This is a genomic window from Labilibaculum manganireducens (assembly GCF_002843385.1).
In the GTDB taxonomy this organism is placed as follows: Bacteria; Bacteroidota; Bacteroidia; order Bacteroidales; family Marinifilaceae; genus Labilibaculum; species Labilibaculum manganireducens.
Genome location: NZ_MVDE01000003.1, coordinates 83,326 through 100,552, shown reverse-complemented (window position 1 = coordinate 100,552; position 17,227 = coordinate 83,326). Strand labels below are relative to the sequence as shown.

The window sequence follows — 17,227 nt, the reverse complement described above, 5'->3', positions numbered from 1 at the left end:
TGTCATCTTCTTTTTTTGTTGATAGGGATGTAAAATTCGAATTTTGAACCAATTCCGACATTGGATTCGAAAAATATTTCACCGCCTAAAAGTTCGATTAAACCTTTCGAAATAGGCAGGCCGAGACCGGCACCACCAAATTGACGGGTGTAGGCGTTTTCTACCTGACCGAAACGTTCAAAAATTATATCCTGTTTTTCCTTGGGGATGCCAATCCCGCTGTCTTCAACAGTGATGTAAAGCAAGGATTTCTCAATTCTTGATGATATGGCTATTGTTCCCTTTTCGGTAAATTTTAAAGCGTTGTTTATTAAATTAATGAGTATCTGATTGATTTTTTCATAGTCAGAACTTATTTGATCATGTTCAACGGAGATGGTATTGTTGAAACGAATTTCCAAATGATCTTTTTTGTATCTGTTTTTATCAACAGAAAAAAAAAGCTGCAGATTATCGAATAATTGTTGAACCTGAAAAACAGAAGAATTTATTTTAAGTTGATTTACTTCCAGATAGGAAATATCAATAATGTTGTCGATAATTACTAAAAGCTGTTTCCCGTTTTGTGTTAGTATATCAATGTATCTTTCTTTTTTTTCCTGACTTAGATCCTCTTTTAGCAGTAGTTGACTAAATCCTAAAATTCCATTCATAGGAGTTCGTATTTCATGACTCATATTGGCTAGAAATGCAGATTTTAAACGGTCGCTTTCTTCTGCATGTTTTAATGCCAGGCTTAATTTGTTCTCTGCTTCTTTTATTGCTGAAATATCGACAATAAAAGCTAAAAATTCCTGATTGATTAATTGAACAGCGCTGATGTATACCGGAATGTTTTTGCCGGATGTTGTTTGAATGAATATTTCGCCTTGAGTTTTTCCTTTGTTTAAAAGCTGATTGAATAGTTTTTTATTTTGTTGAAGATGTGTGGGAGCAAAAAAATCAGTAATACAAATATCATCTAATTTGGATTCAGAAATTTCCATAAGGTCTGTAAATGCCTGGTTGGCAAATTTTACCTTTGTGTTTGAATTGAAAATAACCAGACCGTTTGGAGATTCTTCAATATAAGTTCTGAGTTTATTTTCGCTGGAGATTAAATCATTTTCAGTTTTTAATCTTTCTGTTATATCATTTATCAGCCAAATTTCCTTGTTGTCAAACTTGTAGGCGTGAAATTCAATATGCCTGCGATCACCATTTTTGCATGTTATGCTTGAGATCGAAGCACTCTTAAAGTTGTTGATCTTATTTTCCAAATACAATTGAATGTTTTCCTCCCTGCTTTTTGGATAAAGGGTTGAAAACCATGAGTTGATATCCTGCAGTTCGGAATTGGTGTAACCGGTAATTTCAAATGCTTTTTTATTGGAGAACAAACTTTCATCTTCTTCTACTAAAATAGCACCTGAGGGCAGGTTTTCAATCATCTCTCGAAATCTCTTTTCAGATTGCTTTAGTGCAGCTACAGTTCTTATTCTTTCTGATATTTCATTTTGCAATTCGATGTTTTTTTGGCGTAGGTTTGATGTTTGTTTCGAAACGGCTTTTTGCAATTGTTTGTTAAAAAAATACAGATAATAAGATATGGCAATTACGATAGCACTAAGTGATACAGCAATTCCCAGTACCCATTTTAGCCATGCAGGAGTGTTGTATGTTTCTTGTTGGTATATAAAACCGTTTAAGTCGTAGTTTTTTGAGATCATTCCCATCTTAGAGCATGTTTCGGCAATGTTTTCCCATCTGCCGGGGTTGATATGACCGATCTCAACATACTCATTCAGAATTAGCTTTTGAATTTCATTTGCTTCAAATTCTAAATGCTCCCGGGTTTTATTTGCTGAATATTTTTCAAGAATTAAATCGATAATTTCATCTTGATTCTTCAGTGCGTATTCCCAGCCTTTTTTGCTTGCCTCGAGAAATGCCTTAACTCTTTTTGGATGATTTTTGATTTCTTTTTCGCTTGTGAACAGGCAGTCACCATAAAAATCGATACCGTAGGTTTTGGGTGATATAATTGTGTATGGAATGTTTTTTTCCTCCAGATAAAAGGCTTCGTTGGTAGAGTACGCATTTAATGCATCAGTTTTTCCATCAATCAAATCATTAATATTGTAGGTTGTGCTAATTCGGTTGATGTCATTTATTTGAATTCCTTCCTTATAAAAAATAGCCATTAGTTCCGGATCTCTGTATTCATCCAGCAACATTATTCTTTTGTTGATAAGATCATGCGCCGTATGAATGTTTGATTCTTTCAGGCAGATAAATATGGACGGAGAGCTTTGGAATATGGAGGCTAATAAAACTATTGGTTTGTTGTTAAGTCGTTCTATTAGTAAATCATTGGCAGCGATACCGTAATCAGCCTCGCCGTTTAATACCTTACTTATTGAGTTTATTGCACCCCCTTCAATTAATTCAACTGTTAATCCTGCATCTTCATAAAACCCTTTGTGAAGAGCTGCATAATAGCCCGCAAATTGAAATTGATGGAAGTATTTAAGCTGTAGGGTGATTTTTTTGTTTTCGGGAGATTTGCTGAGAGGTAAACTGAAAGAGTATAAGTGTGATAAAAGGAAAAGAAGGACAAAAAAATACCTTGAAAAAGCACTTTTGATAGGTTCAGTTACTTTTGCGTTCATATTGTCCTAAAGTTGAATCATTACTAAATAAAGTTACATCTATCAGTTCAAGGAAAAAATTTTTAGACTATATAATTTTAGAGTTGGGGTCAATGCAATTGAAGGAAACCCCAAAAGTCAGACACAACAATTGGGGTTTCATTCATTTTGGCTGGGTTTATCGTTTATTTTCGGGCCCAGTTTACTGATTCTGTTTTTAGTTGGGCTTCAATAGATGCCATATTATTTGTATTCTGATCAAAAGTTACAGCCTGACCATCAGGTTTGTAGATGTGAATCAGATTCGCTTCAACGTTTAGATCAACAAGTTTCTGAAGTTCTTTATTACCATCTTTTAAACTCCATGAGTTATTTTCAGGATTGAAGATTAATTCTGCTGTATCACCTTTGTTGTCACCTTGAAGTTGTTCTATATGAAATTTATTTTGCGTGGCTGTGATACGGTATTTATTACCGTCTTTTTTTACAATTTGAACATCTTTATCATTTTCGCCCATTGTAACAGGATTATCTCCGGTCCAAAATTCAATGGTATTCAGTACAACACCGTCAACAAAAACAGCAACTTCGTAAACTGGAATTACAATAAAGGCAAAAAATACCAGTGCGTTAATAAATTTGTCACCTACAGTACTGTTCCATTCGTGCAAATTTTTTGTCAGGCGGAATGGTCCGTAACAACCGGATTGTCCAATGCTTAGCACTAGAAAAAAACAAGCTAATAAAAATACATTTACTTTCTTCATTTGATTTAATTTTATTTGGTTAAAAAATTTGTGATTATTCATTCTAACCTAACGCAGAATTTCACATGAAATTACAAAGTATCTTGCAATAAAACATGGATAAGCAAAAAAAATGGCAAGGAACAAATATTGTACCTTGCCATTTATGAGAAACGAGTTTATGAGAAAGTGTTAGTGATATGCTTTTTCTCCATGTTCGTAGATGTCAAGACCTTCTTCTTCTATACGGGCCGATACTCTTAGTCCAACAGTTACTTTTAGTACTTTAAAAATAATAAATGCTGTTCCCAAGGCCCATGCTGCAACAGCAACAACACCTAAAACCTGAACTCCCAGTAAACTGAAACCACCTCCGTAGAATACACCGCCTTCTTTAGCGAAAAATCCTACTAATATTGTTCCCAGAGCACCATTAATTCCGTGTACGGTTACAGCACCTACCGGATCGTCAATTCGTAAAACTTTGTCAATAAATTCTACTCCAAATACAAGGGCTGTACCAGCAATTAAACCAATAATAATAGCAGATTCAGGCGATACAATATCACAACCGGCAGTAATTGCTACCAAGCCGGCTAATGAACCGTTCAGACTTAATGAAAGAGTAGGACGTTTATAGCGAATCCAGCTAATTACCAGTGCTGCTAAAGTACCCGCAGCTCCGGATAAATTGGTTGTCAGAAATATGTGAGATATTGCAACAGTGTTTGCTGTTCCGTTGGCAGCTAATTGAGAGCCTGCATTAAAACCAAACCATCCAAACCAAAGAATAAATACACCAAGTGCAGCAAAGGTAAGGTTGTGACCGGGAATTGCGTTGACTTTGCCATTATACTTTCCTATTCTGGGGCCAATTATAGCTGCTCCTACAAGTCCCATCCATGCTCCAACGGAGTGAACAACAGTTGATCCGGCAAAATCGTGAAAGCCAAGATCGCTTAACCATCCGCCGCCCCAAATCCAGTGTCCTGATATTGGGTAAACAATAGCTGTAGTTACAATACTAAAAAGAATATAGGCTTTAAATTCGGTTCGTTCAGCTACGGCACCGGATACAATGGTAGCCGCTGTTGCCGCAAAAACGGTTTGGAACATTAAAAATGACAGGTCAATATCAGGTCTGATATCTTCCATAAAAGGCAGTTTTCCAATCAATCCTCCTATATCTGTGCCAAACATCAGGGCGTATCCAATTAGGAAAAATGCAATGGATCCAACAGCAAAATCAACAAGATTTTTCATTAGGATGTTGGCTGTGTTTTTTGATCTTGTAAAACCAGCTTCAGCCATGGCAAATCCTGGCTGCATAAACATAACAAGTGCTGTTGCTATTAAAACCCAGACAATATCAATTGAGTGTCCCGTTTCGGTAACGGCTGCTTGTAAAGTATTTAAAGTAAGTGTTTCTTCCATGATAGGTAATTTAAATAGTGAAAAATGCTTGTTGATTACTCTTCGTCGTATAAGGAACGATCACCCGAATCTCCTGTTCGAATACGGTAAGCATCCTCAACATTGTAAACGAAGATTCTACCGTCTCCAATTTCTCCGGTGAAAGCATTTTCACGAATGCTTACAATACAGTTATCAACATATTTATCCCGCACAATGAAAGAAATTAATGTTCTTTCGATACTGCTGGTGTCGTAGATTACACCTCGATAAACTCTCTCTTCTACTGATTTTCCTACACCTCTTACATCCCAGAATGACAAGTAGTCAATTCCGATATTGTGCAGGCCTTTTTTTACTTCTTCAAATTTTGTTTTACGAATAATTGCTTCGATCTTTTTCATGAGCTAATTGTTTTAATAGTTTCTCAAATCATACTCTTTCATTTTCGGCTAATTGAAACACCGAGATTCCCCGGATTAAGGAATCTCGGGTTTCGGGTTTAGACCAAGCGTAAATTCGACCGTTGTCGAAAATTTGAAGAAAGGGATTGCTCTTTTTTATCTTCGGAATGCAATGTGGCTTTGTTTCGAAGAGCTAAATAATGTTTTTGCATGTGGTAAAAATTTAGGTTTTCTACAATAGTTAGTAAAAATGGTTTATTTCAATCAGACCATTCGTAATGTGGGGGTATCGGTTTGTAAAATGTGGTTTTTTTTTAATGTGACCCCTATATTTAATAGTTTGATTTTGTAAAAGTATTAAAAAAATCAAAACTACAACAGAAAAATAGGGGGTAATTTATAAAAAATGATGTTTTTAGTATTTATAACGATTACGATAAGGGGTATAAAGAAGAAAAATTGTTTTTTTTTTTGAGATGACCCCCATGTAAGGTGTGGTTTTGTGTCGTAAAATGTCATGTAATTTATTGCATACAGCCTAAATCAGGTGTTGTTAATTTAAGTTTATATTATTGTAATTCTTTGAGTCTGAATTTGGATGCTTAAAATATTTTACTAATCTTTGTGGCGTATCAAAAAAGAAAAAATGAAATTTACTGCAATTCATCATCATCATCATTATACTTACCAACCGGTGAGCTGAGGATGTTATGCAGTATTTCTAAAGATATTTTAACTAACATTTAAACGCCCGCTGGTAACAGTCGGGCGTTTTTTTATGCCTGAAACAGATACCGTAAGGCACCAAAAATTTTAACCATGGGAGAAAAATTAACAATTGCAGTACAAAAATCAGGAAGACTGCAGGAAGATTCATTGCGGATTTTGAAAGAGTGTGGTATTTCCATCGATAATGGAAAAGATCAGTTAAAAGCAAACGCTTCCAACTTTCCGCTCGAAGTTTTATACCTAAGAAATTCTGATATTCCTCAGTACGTTCAGGATGGGGTTGCAGATATTGCTATCGTAGGAGAGAATGTAATTATTGAAAAACAAAAGGAACTTGAGGTTCTGCAGAAACTGGGATTTTCGAAGTGCCGGTTGGCAATGGCTTTGCCGAAAGATGTGGAGTATACCGGATTGGAATATTTTAACGGAAAAAAATTAGCCACTTCCTATCCAAATTCCTTGCAGCAGTTTTTAGATGCCAATAATTTAGATTGTGAAATTCACGTAATTTCCGGTTCTGTTGAAATTGCGCCTAATATTGGTTTAGCCGATGGAATTTGCGATTTGGTGAGTTCTGGTAGTACATTGTTTAAGAATGGACTGGTTGAAGTGGAAGAGGTTTTGGTTTCGGAGGCCTGTTTGGTTGCGAATAAAAATATCAGCAATTTGAAGAGTGCAATATTGGAACGATTACTGTTTCGGATGAGATCGGTTTTAGCCGCAAAAAACAACAAATATATTTTGCTGAATGCTCCTAATGATAAAGTGGAGGATATTATTAAGGTGCTGCCTGGAATGAAAAGTCCAACTGTATTGCCTTTGGCACAGGAAGGATGGAGTTCTATTCACTCTGTTATAAATGAGAATGATTTTTGGGGAGTCATTGATCAGTTAAAATTGAATGGTGCAGAAGGAATATTGATTATTCCAATTCAGAAAATGGTGTTGTAAGTTTAATTCCTACGAAAATGCAAGTAATAAAATACCCGGCGAAAGAATCTTGGAATAGTGTATTAACCCGTCCTATCTTTAATGTGGATGAGTTGGAGGATGCCGTAAATCTGGTTTTTGGAGAAATAAAACGGGATGGCGATAAAGCATTGTTTAAATATACCCTGCAGTATGATGGCGTAAATATTAATAAAACGGAAGTTAACCGAGCAGATATTGATGCATCGGAGAGTATGCTTGATGATGAATTAAAACAAGCTTTGGTAATTGCGGCAAAGAATATACGAACATTTCATGAGGCTCAATTTCAGGATTCTGAGGTGATTGAGACAAGTGAAGGAGTTTGTTGCTGGAGGAAATCAACAGCAATCGAAAAGGTTGGTTTGTATGTTCCTGGTGGAAGTGCTCCTTTGTTTTCAACGGTGTTAATGTTGGGGATTCCTGCAAAATTGGCTGGTTGTGGAGAGGTTGTTCTTTGTACACCTCCAGGGAAGAATGGAAAAATTAATCCGGCAATTCTATATGCCTGCAAGTTGGTAGGAATCGATCGGGTTTTTCAGGTCGGCGGCATTCAGGCAATCGGAGGAATGGCTTATGGAACCGAATCGATACCAAAAGTTCATAAAATATTCGGACCGGGAAATCAGTATGTGACTGCGGCCAAACAACGGGCAAATAGAATAGGAGTAGCAATTGATATGCCGGCGGGACCTTCGGAGGTAATGATTTTGGCTGATGAAACAGCAGAGCCGGAATTTGTTGCCGCAGATTTATTGTCTCAGGCAGAGCATGGTGCTGATAGTCAGGTGGTATTAGTGACTTGGGCTGAGCAGCTAATAGAAGGAGTTGAACAAGAACTTGAAAAACAATTGCAGGCTCTTTCGAGAAAAGATGTTGCTGCCAAAGCTTTGGAGAACTCGAAAATTGTTTTGGTGAAATCAAAGGAAGAAGCTCTTGAATTAAGCAATTCGTATGCGCCGGAACATCTTATTGTATCAGTAAAAAATGAAGATTTGTTGATTGATGAAATCAAAAACGCAGGTTCTGTTTTTTTAGGAAATTATACTCCGGAAAGTGCAGGCGATTATGCATCTGGAACCAATCACACCTTACCAACAAACGGAGCCGCAAAGGCATATTCCGGTGTGAGTCTGGACTCTTTTATGAAGAGTATCAGTTTCCAAAAAATAAGTGAGAAGGGCTTGCTGAATTTGGGGCCTGTAATCGAAGTTATGGCAAAAGCCGAACAATTGGATGCTCACAGTAATGCAGTAACGGTTCGTTTGAATAAGATAAAATTGAATTCATGATGGGAGCAAAAATAAAATCAAGCATAGACTTGAACAAATTGGTTCGGGAGAACGTGAAAAGACTGGTGCCGTATTCTTCTGCAAGAGATGAATTTTCAGGAAAGGGATCTGTCTTTTTGGATGCCAACGAAAATCCGTATGAAAATGGAGTAAATCGTTATCCGGATCCTATGCAAAGAACATTAAAAGCACGTTTGGGAGAATTGAAAGCTGTGAATCCTGAAAATATGATTCTTGGAAATGGCAGTGATGAGGTTATTGATCTTTTGTTTAGAGCATTTTGTGAGCCGAATATCGATAATGTAATTATTTGTACGCCAACCTATGGGATGTATGAAGTTGCAGCAGGAATCAATGCGATTGAGAATCGCGAAGTACCGCTTGATAAGGATTTTCAACCGGAAGTAAATGACGTACTTTCAATTGTAGATGAGAAATCGAAACTGTTGTTTCTGTGTTCGCCGAATAATCCAACGGCTAATTTGTTGGATGAGAGTAAGGTTGTTGAATTGCTTGAGAGTTTTTCTGGACTTGTAATTGTTGATGAAGCGTATATCGATTTTTCTCCGGGTAAAAGTCTGTTGGACAGGCTGGAAAGCTATCCTAACTTGGTGATCCTGCAAACATTGTCAAAAGCATGGGGAATGGCAGGAATTCGTTTGGGTATTGGTTTGGCATCAAAGGAAATCATCAATATATTGAATCGAATAAAGCCACCTTATAATGTGAATTGCCTGACTCAGACCAAAGCTCTTGAATTATTGGAAGCTGATGATTTGTATGAAGAACAGGTGAAGAATATCATCACAGAAAGAGAAGTTTTGATCACTTTTTTGAGTGATTTGTCTTTTGTTGAGAAAGTATATCCTACTGATGCTAATTTTATTTTGATTCTTGTGAATGATGCAAGAGGCTTATATGATTATTTGCTTACCGATGAAATCATTATTCGGGACCGGTCAAAAATTCAAAGTCTGGGAAACTGTGTTCGCATTAGTATTGGTACAAGGGAGGAAAATGAGATTTTGAAAAATACATTAACAAAATTTGAATTGAAATCATGAAGGATACAACTACAAAAAAGAAAGTTCTGTTTATTGATAGAGATGGAACATTGATTCTGGAGCCTCCTGTTGATTATCAGGTGGATAGTCTGGAGAAACTGGAGTATTATCCTGGTGTTTTTAATGGACTGGCAAAAATTGTAAAGCAACTCGATTTTGAATTGGTGATGGTTACCAATCAAGATGGTTTGGGAACCGATTCATATCCTGAGGATACCTTTTGGCCGGCTCAGAATAAAATGATACAGGCTTTTTTGAGCGAAGGAATCGAATTTGCTGATATATGTATCGATAAAACGTTTCCGCATGAAAATGCACCAACAAGAAAACCAGGTATCGCTTTGTTAACAAAGTATTTCTCGGAAGAGTATGATTTGGAAAATTCGTTTGTGATTGGTGATCGTTGGACTGATGTTGAATTGGCTAAGAATTTGAATGCAAAAGCAATTTTTATTTCATCAAGTGGAAATATTGGTGATGATGAGTTGTCGGAATCGAAACAGGAATTGGAAGCTTGTATTGAATTACGCACAGAATCGTGGGAGAAAATATATGAGTTTTTGCGCTTAAGTGAACGAACCGCAACGGTTGAAAGGAATACGAACGAAACAAAGATTAGAATTGTTTTAGATCTGGATGGAGAAGGAAAAGGCACATTTGATACAGGAATCGGATTTTTTGATCACATGCTCGATCAGATTGCCAAACACTCCGGAGTTAATTTGAGCGTTACCGTAAAAGGCGATTTGGAAGTTGACGAACATCACACCATAGAAGATACTGCAATTGCTTTGGGAGAAGCATTTAAGTTAGCTCTTGGCAATAAATTGGGATTGGATCGTTATGGATTTTGTTTGCCGATGGATGACTGTTTGGCGCAGGTTGCTATTGATTTTGGAGGTAGAAACTGGTTGGTTTGGGAGGCTGAATTCAATCGCGAAATGATTGGAGGAATGCCAACAGAGATGTTTTTCCACTTTTTTAAGTCATTCTCCGATGGAGCTTCATGCAATCTGAACATCAAGGCCGAAGGACAAAATGAGCATCATAAAATAGAAGGCATTTTTAAAGCTTTGGCCAGAGCCATCAGCATGGCGATTCGAAGAGACGCAAATTGTTTGCAGTTGCCGTCCACTAAGGGGAAACTTTAAATAAATGGGTAAGGGAAGTGATTTATCTAATCCCGGGAATTCGGGACTCTCATCTTAGTCTAAATAAAATGAAAGATCAGAAAATTGTTATCATCGATTATGATGCAGGAAATATTCAATCTGTAAAATATGCTTTTGAGCGTCTGGGAATTACACCTGTTGTTTCAAATGATGAAGAAGTGATTCGCAGTGCAGATAAAGTGATATTTCCCGGAGTTGGTGAAGCCGCCTGGGCTATGAATTCGCTTCGGAAGAATGGCTTGGATCAATTGATTCCTCAATTAACACAGCCTGTGCTGGGTATTTGTTTGGGAATGCAGCTGATGTGCGAAAGCTCCGAGGAAAGTAATACAAAAGGATTGGGTATTTTTCCGCTGCAAGTAAAACGCTTTACCAATGAACGCAAAGTGCCGCACATGGGCTGGAATCAGTTGGAGGAACTAAAAGGCAGTTTGTTTAAAGGAGTCTCTGAAATGGAATTTGCCTATTTTGTACATTCTTACTATGTGCCTTGTTCGGAAGAAACTGTTGCATCTTGTGACTATATTTTAAATTTTAGCGCATCTCTTCAGAAAGATAATTTTTATGCCTGTCAGTTTCATCCCGAAAAATCGGGAGAAGTAGGAGTTAGGATACTCGAAAATTTTATCAATCTGTAAAGGGAAAAGGTTTTCTGTTTTGCCAGCTTCTTTCGTTGTTGTGGGGATTTTTAAGGTAAAGGGTGAAAGGAGAAAGGAGAAAGGAGAAAGGAGAAAGGAAAAAGGAAAAAGGGAAAAGGTGAAAGGAAAAAGGAGAAAGGTTTTCTGCGCTGCCAACTGCTTTAGCTGTTGTGGGGGGCAAATCTCATATCTCATGTCTCATGTCTTATATCTAAAAAAAATGACCAAAATAAAAATAATACCAGCCATCGATACCATAAACGGACGATGTGTGCGATTAACAAAAGGTGATTACGATACCGAAAAAGTATATAGCGAAGATCCATTACAGATAGCTAAAGGTTTTGAAGAATTGGGAATAACCCGTTTGCATTTGGTCGATTTGGAAGGTGCAAAATCAGGACATATTTGCAATTCGGAAGTGTTGCGGAGAGTGGCTTCCGGAACCAATCTGAAAATCGATTTTGGCGGAGGAGTAAAATCTGATGAAGATATTGAATTGGCTTTTCAGTGCGGAGCGAATCAGGTTACAGGTGGCAGTATTGCCGTTTCGAATCCTGAACTGTTCGAAAAATGGATGGGTAAATACGGATCTGAAAAAATGATTTTGGGAGCTGATGTTCGAAACGAAATGGTTTCAATTTCTGGTTGGAAAGAAGATTCGGATTATCACTTGTTCAAATTTTTAGAGAATTATCAGAGAAAAGGCGTTAAAACAGTAATCTGTACAGATATTTCGAAAGATGGAATGCTGCAGGGACCAGCTGTTGAGTTGTATCAATCGGTAATGAAAGAGTTTCCTGGTTTAGAACTGGTTGCAAGCGGAGGTGTTGGTAATATTGAAGATGTTCGTATTTTGAATGAAATTGGTTGTTGGGGAGTGATTATCGGCAAAGCAATTTACGAAAAACGAATTGACATGAATGAATTGGTTAACGAATTTATCCTGTAAATATGCTATCGAAACGAATAATACCCTGTTTGGATGTAAAAGACGGAAGAACAGTTAAGGGAGTTAATTTTGTTGACTTAAGAGATGCGGGTGATGCTGTTGAGCTGGCTGCATATTATGCAGAGCAAGGAGCCGATGAGTTAGTTTTTTTAGACATTACGGCCACTCATGAAAAGAGGAAAACGCTTGTTGATTTGGTGCAAAAAGTAGCCAAAGAACTAAATATACCTTTTACGGTTGGGGGAGGCATTTCCACTCCGGAGGATGTTGGCGTTCTGTTGAATGCCGGAGCTGATAAGGTTTCGATAAATTCTTCTGCAGTTCGAAATCCGAAGTTAATCTCAGATTTGGCTTCCCGATTCGGAAGTCAGTGCGTTGTTGTTGCTGTAGATGCCCGCTTTGCTGATGGCAAATGGGAAGTCTATTTGAATGGCGGAAGACTTGCAACAGGAATTGACCTGTTCGATTGGATTTTGGAGGCGGAGAGATTAGGCGCAGGAGAAATCTTGTTTACCTCAATGAATCACGATGGAACCAAAAATGGATTCGCAAATGAGACTTTGGCAAAGCTATCTGAGATGATCAATATTCCTATTATAGCCTCGGGTGGAGCAGGAAATATGGAACATTTTGCCGATACATTTACCGAAGGGAAGGCTGATGCTGCTTTGGCGGCAAGTGTTTTTCATTTTAAGGAAATAGAAATTCCCAATTTGAAAAATTATCTAAAAAGTAAAAATATACCAGTTAGAATATAAACGAACCACAATTATAAAAGATGAATTTTAAAGATCTGACAAACCAAATTGATTTCGAAAAAGGAGAAGGACTTGTTCCAGCTATTATTCAAGATGTAAAAACACAAAAGGTGTTGATGCTGGGATACATGAATAAGGAATCGTATGAAAAAACAATAGAGTCCGGAAAAGTGACATTTTACAGCCGGAGTAAGCAAAGACTTTGGACCAAAGGAGAAGAAAGCGGTAATTTTCTTGAGTTGAAAGATTTAAGCTTAGATTGTGATAATGACACTTTACTGATAAAAGTGGCTCCGGTAGGTCCGGTTTGTCACAAAGGCACGGACACTTGCTGGCAGGAAGAGAACAAAGCATCATCCATTGATTTTTTATTGCAGTTGCAGCAGGTAATTACTGAGAGAAAGAAGAATTTGTCTGAGAAATCTTATACCGCAAGTCTTTTCAACAAAGGAATCAATAAAATTGCTCAAAAAGTAGGTGAAGAGGCCGTTGAGCTCGTGATTGAAGCCAAGGATGATAATAAAGATTTATTTATGGGTGAAGCTGCTGATCTGATGTTTCATTACCTGGTGCTCCTTGCAGCGAAGGATTATAAGTTGGAAGAAGTTGTTAATCTTTTGGTAGAGCGCCACAGCAAATAAAAATTTATTTGAACAAAGAAAAGAGGGTGTCTAAAAAGTTGTTCTATTGTCATTCTGATCCCGATGAATCGGGACGAAGAATCTTTCACTTTAGAAAACAGATGTTTCGTCCCGATAGCCATTGGGATCGGTTAACATGACAATCCATTACAAAATATTCCTTTTTGGACACCTTCTTAGTCGTATTTTAGAATGAATTAATATGGATTTTTTCTTTTTTGAGAAAGCTTTCATCACGGCCTGCTTTTTCACCATCCTTATAACCGATAGCAATAATGGCCAGAATTTTAATATTTGCAGGCATGTTTACCACTTCCTGAATATAAGATTCTGCTGATTGCTTATCATTGTATTCTCTTTCTCTTATCTGAATCCAACAGGTTCCCAATCCTTCCTTTTCCGCTTGTAACTGAATAAAAGTGGATGCAATGGCACAATCTTCTATCCAAACATCACTTTTGTCAGCATCGCCTGCCACTATTATGGAACAAGCTGCATTTTTTAGGAATCCAGCTCCAAGTGGTTTGCAGGCAGAAAGTTTTTCATTGATTTCCTTTTGCTCAACAACTACAAATTCACATGGATATGCACTTTTTGATGAAGGAGCCAATAAGGCGGCTTGCATAATACGGTCCAATTTTTCTGTTTCGATAGGTTTGTCGGTAAATTTTCGAATGCTTCGTCGTTGGTAAAATAATTCTAACATGAGTTTGATTTTTAGCTTCGTTCCAAAAGTAGGAATAAATGTTTTTTTTTCATCCTACTAAACCAGATTAGTACTGATGATGTAGCGGAATTCCTTTTTAAACTCCCGAAAATGTTGCAAAGTTCGGATTTTAATGCTGAAAATTATCCTTAGATTTGAAATTAGTTAAATGCTTATTTTGTTACTTAATTTTAAATAAAAATAAATACACTGCTTGATATGAGAACAACATTGCTAATCGTTTTGATGCTAACTGTTATTGCTTTGGGAAAAGCTCAGGATCAGGCAAGATCATATATGTGCTGTAAAACGTCTAATCCAATAAATATAGATGGAGTTTTAAGTGATTCGGAGTGGGGAGATATAAATTGGTCAGAATATTTTGTAGATATAGAAGGAGATAAAAAACCTTTGCCTGCCTATAAAACTAATGTTAAAATGGCATGGGATGAGGATTATTTTTATGTGGCCGCAGAATTGGAAGAACCACATGTTTGGGCAAAGTTAAAACAACGGGATACAGTAATATTTTACGATAATGATTTCGAGGTATTTATTGATCCTCAAGGGGATAATCACAGATATTATGAGTTTGAAATGAATGCTTTCAATACCATTTGGGATTTGATGCTGGCAAAACCATATCGTGATGGTGCTCCTGCAATTAATGCATGGGATATAAAAGGATTAAAATCGGCAACAGCCATTTACGGAACAATAAATGATTCTTCGGACAAAGATGAGAAGTGGACATTGGAAATTGCTTTCCCTTGGGAAGTATTGAAGGAGTGTGCTCCTGAACAGCGAAAGCCGAAAAACGGAGAACAATGGAGGGTCAATTTTTCAAGGGTCAATTGGGATGTGAAAGCAGATCAGGGGACGTACTTAAAATGTATTGATCCAGAAACTGGAAACCCCTTTCCGGAACACAATTGGGTATGGTCTCCACAAGGAGTTATTGCAATGCATCAGCCTGAAACATGGGGGTATGTACAGTTTTCAACAACAAAGTCAGGCGAGGGAAGTGATGTGTTTAAAATGGATGAAGATTATTCATTGAAAATGGAGCTTATTAGATTGTATAATAAGCAGAAACAATACTATAAGGATAAGGCGTGTTTCGAAAAAGAATTGAAATCACCTTTTGCAATTCAGGTGGAAGTAACGAAAAAGCAATTTTTAATTTATGCCAAAGGAAAATCAGGGAAAACTTGGTATATCGATCACGAAAGTAAGATATGGAGTGAATAAGAAAATTTGAGGGTGTCCAAAAAGGGCATCTTTTTTTGTATTAAATATATGGTACTGAATAAATCCTATTTATCTTTAGAATTCTGAATCATTTAGCAAATTTAACATGTGCAAAACAAAATTAACCTCAATTCTTTTAGCCTTTATTCTTCTGGTTTCTTCATGCAGTAAACCTCAAAATGCCCAATCTTATAAAAACGGGGTTGTGGTAACGGCTCATTATTTGGCTTCTGAAGTTGGAAAGGAGATATTACAAAAAGGTGGAAATGCTTTTGATGCGGCTGTTGCCGTACAATTTGCATTGGCAGTTGTTTACCCAAGAGCTGGAAATATTGCCGGAGGAGGTTTTGCCGTTATCAGAACTTCTGGCGGAGATTATAATTCTCTTGATTTTCGGGAAACAGCACCAAAAGCTGCATATGAACAGATGTATTGTGATGAGGATGGGGAAGTTAATTCTGATTTGAGTCAAAATGGAGATCTGGCTGTTGGAGTTCCAGGTACCGTAGATGGAATGGTAAAGTTACATCAGAAGTATGGGAAAATGGATTGGAAGGCATTGTTAGAACCAGCAATTAAACTGGCTGAGAATGGTGTTGCTTTAAGTTTGTTGGAAGCAAATAAATTAAATGATTACCACGATCAAATACAAAAGCAAAACAAAGGGAAGAGTTTAGTTCCTTATTTAAGGGAAGGTCTTTTTAGCGAGGGAGATACCTTGAGCAATATTGCATTGGCAAGAACATTGTCACGAATAAAAGCAAGTGGACGCAATGGATTTTATGAAGGGGAAACTGCTGGCTTGATTGTTTCGGAGATGGAAAAACATGGCGGTATTATTACAGCTAAGGATTTACAGGATTATCAATCTGTCTGGCGTAAGCCATTGTTAGGTGAATACCGGGGGCATAAGATCATTTCAATGCCTCCGCCATCAAGTGGAGGTGTAGCATTGGTTCAGTTGCTGAAAGGAGCCGGGATGTATAAAATGAATAAGTATAGTTTTGGATCTTTTGAGCACATTCATTTAATGGTAGAATTAGAGAGAAGAGTGTATGCCGATCGGGCTGCATGGCTTGGCGATCCCGATTATTACGAAGTTCCTGTTAATCGATTAGTTGACGATGAGTATTTAGAGAATCGATTTGCTGATATTGAAATGGATAAGAAAACAAATTCGCAGGATATAAAAGCCGGAAGCGTTGAGCTGATAGAGAGTTTTGAAACCACTCATTTTTCAATCGCCGATTCAGAAGGAAATGCAATTGCTGTAACCACTACGTTAAATGGGAATTACGGTAGTAAAGTAGTGGTGGAAGAAGGCGGTTTTTTTCTGAATAATGAAATGGATGATTTTAGTAGTAAACCAGGCTTCCCAAATCAGTTCGGATTGGTTGGCGGTGAGGCGAATGCCATTCAGCCCGGAAAAAGAATGCTGAGCAGTATGACACCAACAATTGTTGAGAAAGATGGAAAACTGTTTATGGTGTTGGGTTCTCCCGGAGGATCGACAATAATAACCTCAGTCTTTCAAAATATAATTAATAAAATTGATTTTAATATGGATCCGAAGGAGGTTGTTGACGCACCTCGCGTTCATTCACAATGGTTGCCCGATGAAATATATGTAGAAACGGATTTTCCATCGAAGGAAGTTGTAAATAAACTTAAAGATCTGAAACATATAGTAAAACCTCAATCGAAAATTGGAATGATGGCCGATATTTTTGTTTCGGACTCGGGAGAATACATTGGTGTTGCAGATACTAAAAGACATAAGGACAGCCGGGCGTCTGGCTATTAGTAAAAAAGGCAAATTTCAAATGAAATTTGCCTTTTTTGATTTTATGGTAGTTGGGTTA

15 protein-coding genes are annotated in these 17,227 nt (G+C 37.2%); 10 read left to right on the top strand and 5 right to left on the bottom strand.

The window, feature by feature from the left end; all coding sequences use genetic code 11:
• Positions 1-2 precede the first annotated feature (2 nt).
• The 4 genes from BZG01_RS03115 to BZG01_RS03100 form a co-directional block, all read right to left on the bottom strand.
• Complete coding sequence (locus tag BZG01_RS03115; RefSeq protein WP_101308372.1) at positions 3-2,651, bottom strand: ABC transporter substrate-binding protein; 2,649 nt, start codon at positions 2,649-2,651, stop codon at positions 3-5.
• 164 nt (positions 2,652-2,815) lie between these two features.
• Positions 2,816-3,397, bottom strand: a complete 582-nt coding sequence (locus BZG01_RS03110) for a DUF3332 domain-containing protein (RefSeq protein ID WP_180327186.1) — start codon at positions 3,395-3,397, stop codon at positions 2,816-2,818.
• A gap of 171 nt (positions 3,398-3,568) precedes the next feature.
• Complete coding sequence (locus BZG01_RS03105) at positions 3,569-4,810, bottom strand: ammonium transporter (protein ID WP_101308370.1); 1,242 nt, start codon at positions 4,808-4,810, stop codon at positions 3,569-3,571.
• Positions 4,811-4,845: 35 nt separating this feature from the next.
• Positions 4,846-5,193, bottom strand: a complete 348-nt coding sequence (locus tag BZG01_RS03100; protein WP_101308369.1) for a P-II family nitrogen regulator — start codon at positions 5,191-5,193, stop codon at positions 4,846-4,848.
• 819 nt (positions 5,194-6,012) lie between these two features.
• Between BZG01_RS03100 and hisG the strand changes: the two genes are divergently transcribed.
• The 8 genes from hisG (at position 6,013) to hisIE (ending at position 13,408) form a co-directional block, all read left to right on the top strand.
• Complete coding sequence (hisG, locus tag BZG01_RS03095) at positions 6,013-6,873, top strand: ATP phosphoribosyltransferase (RefSeq protein ID WP_101308368.1); 861 nt, start codon at positions 6,013-6,015, stop codon at positions 6,871-6,873.
• A 17-nt stretch (positions 6,874-6,890) separates the two neighbouring features.
• Positions 6,891-8,183, top strand: a complete 1,293-nt coding sequence (hisD, locus tag BZG01_RS03090; RefSeq protein ID WP_101308367.1) for a histidinol dehydrogenase — start codon at positions 6,891-6,893, stop codon at positions 8,181-8,183.
• The gene (hisC, locus tag BZG01_RS03085) at positions 8,183-9,247 is read left to right on the top strand and encodes a histidinol-phosphate transaminase (RefSeq protein ID WP_101308366.1); all 1,065 of its coding nucleotides are present in this window, start codon (positions 8,183-8,185) and stop codon (positions 9,245-9,247) included. The genes hisD and hisC overlap by 1 nt, the downstream gene beginning before the upstream one ends.
• Positions 9,244-10,398, top strand: a complete 1,155-nt coding sequence (gene hisB / locus BZG01_RS03080; protein WP_101308365.1) for a bifunctional histidinol-phosphatase/imidazoleglycerol-phosphate dehydratase HisB — start codon at positions 9,244-9,246, stop codon at positions 10,396-10,398. The genes hisC and hisB overlap by 4 nt, the downstream gene beginning before the upstream one ends.
• A gap of 68 nt (positions 10,399-10,466) precedes the next feature.
• Complete coding sequence (hisH, locus tag BZG01_RS03075) at positions 10,467-11,057, top strand: imidazole glycerol phosphate synthase subunit HisH (RefSeq protein ID WP_101308364.1); 591 nt, start codon at positions 10,467-10,469, stop codon at positions 11,055-11,057.
• A gap of 220 nt (positions 11,058-11,277) precedes the next feature.
• Entirely contained in the window at positions 11,278-12,009 is a 732-nt protein-coding gene (gene hisA / locus BZG01_RS03070) for a 1-(5-phosphoribosyl)-5-[(5-phosphoribosylamino)methylideneamino]imidazole-4-carboxamide isomerase (RefSeq protein ID WP_218972990.1), read from the top strand.
• A 2-nt stretch (positions 12,010-12,011) separates the two neighbouring features.
• Positions 12,012-12,767, top strand: a complete 756-nt coding sequence (gene hisF, locus BZG01_RS03065) for an imidazole glycerol phosphate synthase subunit HisF (RefSeq protein WP_101308363.1) — start codon at positions 12,012-12,014, stop codon at positions 12,765-12,767.
• 20 nt (positions 12,768-12,787) lie between these two features.
• Positions 12,788-13,408: a bifunctional phosphoribosyl-AMP cyclohydrolase/phosphoribosyl-ATP diphosphatase HisIE gene (gene hisIE, locus BZG01_RS03060; protein WP_101308362.1), complete on the top strand. Its 621-nt coding sequence runs from the start codon at positions 12,788-12,790 to the stop codon at positions 13,406-13,408.
• Between the two features lie 187 nt (positions 13,409-13,595).
• Here hisIE and BZG01_RS03055 read toward each other — a convergent pair whose 3' ends face one another.
• The gene (locus BZG01_RS03055; RefSeq protein ID WP_101308361.1) at positions 13,596-14,114 is read right to left on the bottom strand and encodes a nitroreductase family protein; all 519 of its coding nucleotides are present in this window, start codon (positions 14,112-14,114) and stop codon (positions 13,596-13,598) included.
• A gap of 219 nt (positions 14,115-14,333) precedes the next feature.
• Here BZG01_RS03055 and BZG01_RS03050 point away from each other — a divergent pair, with 219 nt between their 5' ends.
• Together BZG01_RS03050 and ggt are read left to right on the top strand one after the other, a co-directional pair.
• The gene (locus tag BZG01_RS03050; RefSeq protein WP_101308360.1) at positions 14,334-15,365 is read left to right on the top strand and encodes a carbohydrate-binding family 9-like protein; all 1,032 of its coding nucleotides are present in this window, start codon (positions 14,334-14,336) and stop codon (positions 15,363-15,365) included.
• Positions 15,366-15,471: 106 nt separating this feature from the next.
• The gene (ggt, locus tag BZG01_RS03045) at positions 15,472-17,169 is read left to right on the top strand and encodes a gamma-glutamyltransferase (protein WP_101308359.1); all 1,698 of its coding nucleotides are present in this window, start codon (positions 15,472-15,474) and stop codon (positions 17,167-17,169) included.
• The last annotated feature ends 58 nt before the right edge of the window (positions 17,170-17,227 follow it).